The following is a 2,449-nucleotide window of genomic DNA, read 5'->3' as shown; positions in this document are numbered from 1 at the left end:
TGATGGCAGAGACCACCCTCCTTGAGCATTCTTTTAATACTGCAATAAATCACAATATCCTCGATGTTGGAACTCCGCTTTCAATTGGAAAAAAAAGATGGGGAACGCTAAGGTTTGCTATCTCCCTCAGGAAGGCAGAGGAGGAGATTATGTCAACAATAACTAAGATTGTTCTTCTCACGTTCATTTTTCTGATTATCGGATTTGTAATAATCCTGTTGTTGAGTCGTCGTTTTATAAGACCGATAACCCAGCTTGCAAATACGATGGAACAGGCAAGAGGTGATTATCTCGATATAAAGGTAGATGTCAAGGGCAGGGATGAACTTGCACTCCTCGGAGAGAAGTTTAATACCATGATCGAAAGGATAAAAAAGGCAAACGAGGAACTCAGAAATGCCCATGAGAAGCTTGTCCAATCTGAAAAACTTGCCTCCGTTGGTATCCTTGCCGCCGGTGTTGCACATGAGATAAACAATCCTCTCGGTGGACTCTTTAACTGCGTTCATATGTTAGAATACAGGGGTGAGGAGAAAGAGTTTCGAAGGGAATATCTGAATCTCATAAAAGAGGGGCTTGAGAAGATCGAAAACACTGTCGGCAAGCTCCTCTGGGTCTCAAGGACAGAAAAAGACAAGGTATCCCTGACTAATGTAGAAGATGTTATAAAGAATGTGGCATCCCTTGTAGAATACAGATTGAAGAAAAGTAATATAACCTTGCGTATTATAAAAGAAAGCGATACAAATCTAATAATGATTGAATCTACCGATTTCCAGCAGGTGATGCTCAACCTGTTCATCAATGCTATTCATGCCATGCCATCAGGAGGAGAGCTCATAGTAAAGACATCCACTGTAGATGCGAAGGTGGTTATAGAGGTTAGAGATACAGGCCATGGAATCCAAGAGGAGAATCTCGGAAAGATATTTGACCCCTTTTTTACCACAAAGGCTCCAGGTGAGGGAACAGGGCTTGGCTTGTGGATGAGTTATGAGATAATCAGGGAATATAACGGGGAAATCGATGTAAAAAGCAGAGTGGGTGAGGGAAGCACCTTCACCCTTTCTTTCCCTGCATACTCATGAAGAATTCACTTATTAAAAAATCAATACTGCTAATCGAGGATGAGAAACTGATGAGGATTACCCTCACAGATGCCCTGAAAGAATCAGGTTATGATGTCCACCCTTACTCAACAGGAAAAGATGCCATACAGGCATTTAATGAGGCAGATTTTGATGTTGTAGTCGCAGACATCAGGCTACCTGATATGGATGGCAAATATATCCTCAAACACTGCGTTGAGAACAAACATGATACCATCGTTATACTCATGACCGCTTATGGCACTATAAAAGACGCTGTTGAAGCCATGAAGTTCGGCGCCTACGACTACATCACAAAGCCCTTCTCGCTGGACGAATTTTTTCTGATTATAAGAAAGGCAATAGAGTACAGAAATCTTAAGGAAGAAAATATCAGATTGAAAAAGGATCTGCATAAGTGTTACTGCTATCCTAATATAATCGGTGAAAGCGATGCAATGAAAGAAGTATTTTCCATCATAGAGAAGGTTGCTGACACAGATTCAACGATACTCATACATGGAGAAAGTGGTACAGGAAAAGAACTTATAGCCACAACCATCCACTATAACAGCAAGAGAAAGGACAGACCATTGATAAAGGTAAGTTGTGCGGCACTCCCTGAGACCCTGCTTGAAAGCGAGCTATTTGGATATGAAAAGGGTGCATTTACAGGTGCCATAAAGAGAAAACAGGGAAGGTTCGAACTTGCCAATGGGGGAACAATCTTCCTCGATGAGATTGGAGATATACCACTCAGTATCCAGGCAAAACTCCTCAGGGTTCTTCAGGATAAATCATTTGAAAGGCTCGGAGGGACAGAAACCTTCACTGTTGATGTCAGGGTAATCGCTGCAACAAACAAGAATCTTGAAGACATGGTTAAAAAGGGCTACTTCAGGGAAGACCTCTTCTTCCGTCTTAATGTAATACCGCTCTATCTCCCTCCCCTGAGAGAAAGACGTGGAGATATCCTGCTTCTTATCGAGTATTTCCTTGATAGATACAATAAAAAATTCTCCAAGAATGTCAGGTTTTCAAAAGAGACAATCGAGACTCTCTGCAGATACACCTATCCCGGCAATATACGGGAACTTGAGAATATCGTGGAAAGGTGCGTAGCACTATCCGAAGGGAACACAATCGAAAAGGTTGACCTGCCCCCCCATCTATTCCGCAATGATAGAAGAAAACTCGGCTCTCTTGACGAGGTTCTCACTGAAGTTGAAAGAGAACATATATTGAGAGTGCTGAAAACTACAAAGGGAAATAAAACAAAGGCGGCTGAGATGCTTGGAATAAGCAGAAAAACTTTGTGGGAAAAGATGAATGCCTACGGGATTGAATGAAAAATGGGACGG

At 41.9% G+C, this 2,449-nt stretch carries 2 protein-coding genes; both read left to right on the top strand.

Annotation, left to right across the window (positions count from 1 at the left end; genetic code table 11):
* The coding region (locus AB1488_10340) for an ATP-binding protein (GenBank protein MEW6410487.1) at positions 1–1,088 on the top strand (1,088 nt) is incomplete at its 5' end.
* The gene (locus tag AB1488_10335) at positions 1,085–2,437 is read left to right on the top strand and encodes a sigma-54 dependent transcriptional regulator (GenBank protein MEW6410486.1); all 1,353 of its coding nucleotides are present in this window, start codon (positions 1,085–1,087) and stop codon (positions 2,435–2,437) included. The genes AB1488_10340 and AB1488_10335, both read left to right, overlap by 4 nt.
* Positions 2,438–2,449 lie beyond the last annotated feature (12 nt).

Source organism: Nitrospirota bacterium, assembly GCA_040756155.1.
Classification (GTDB): domain Bacteria; phylum Nitrospirota; class Thermodesulfovibrionia; order JACRGW01; family JBFLZU01; genus JBFLZU01.
Note: the sequence above shows the minus strand (reverse complement) of the source record. Positions and strands in the feature narration are given on the sequence as shown.

What these genes read in the sequence shown, in the direction of transcription:
- AB1488_10335 (MEW6410486.1), top strand. Translation starts at nt 1,085, where the DNA reads ATGAAGAATTCACTTATTAAAAAATCAATACTGCTAATCGAGGATGAG.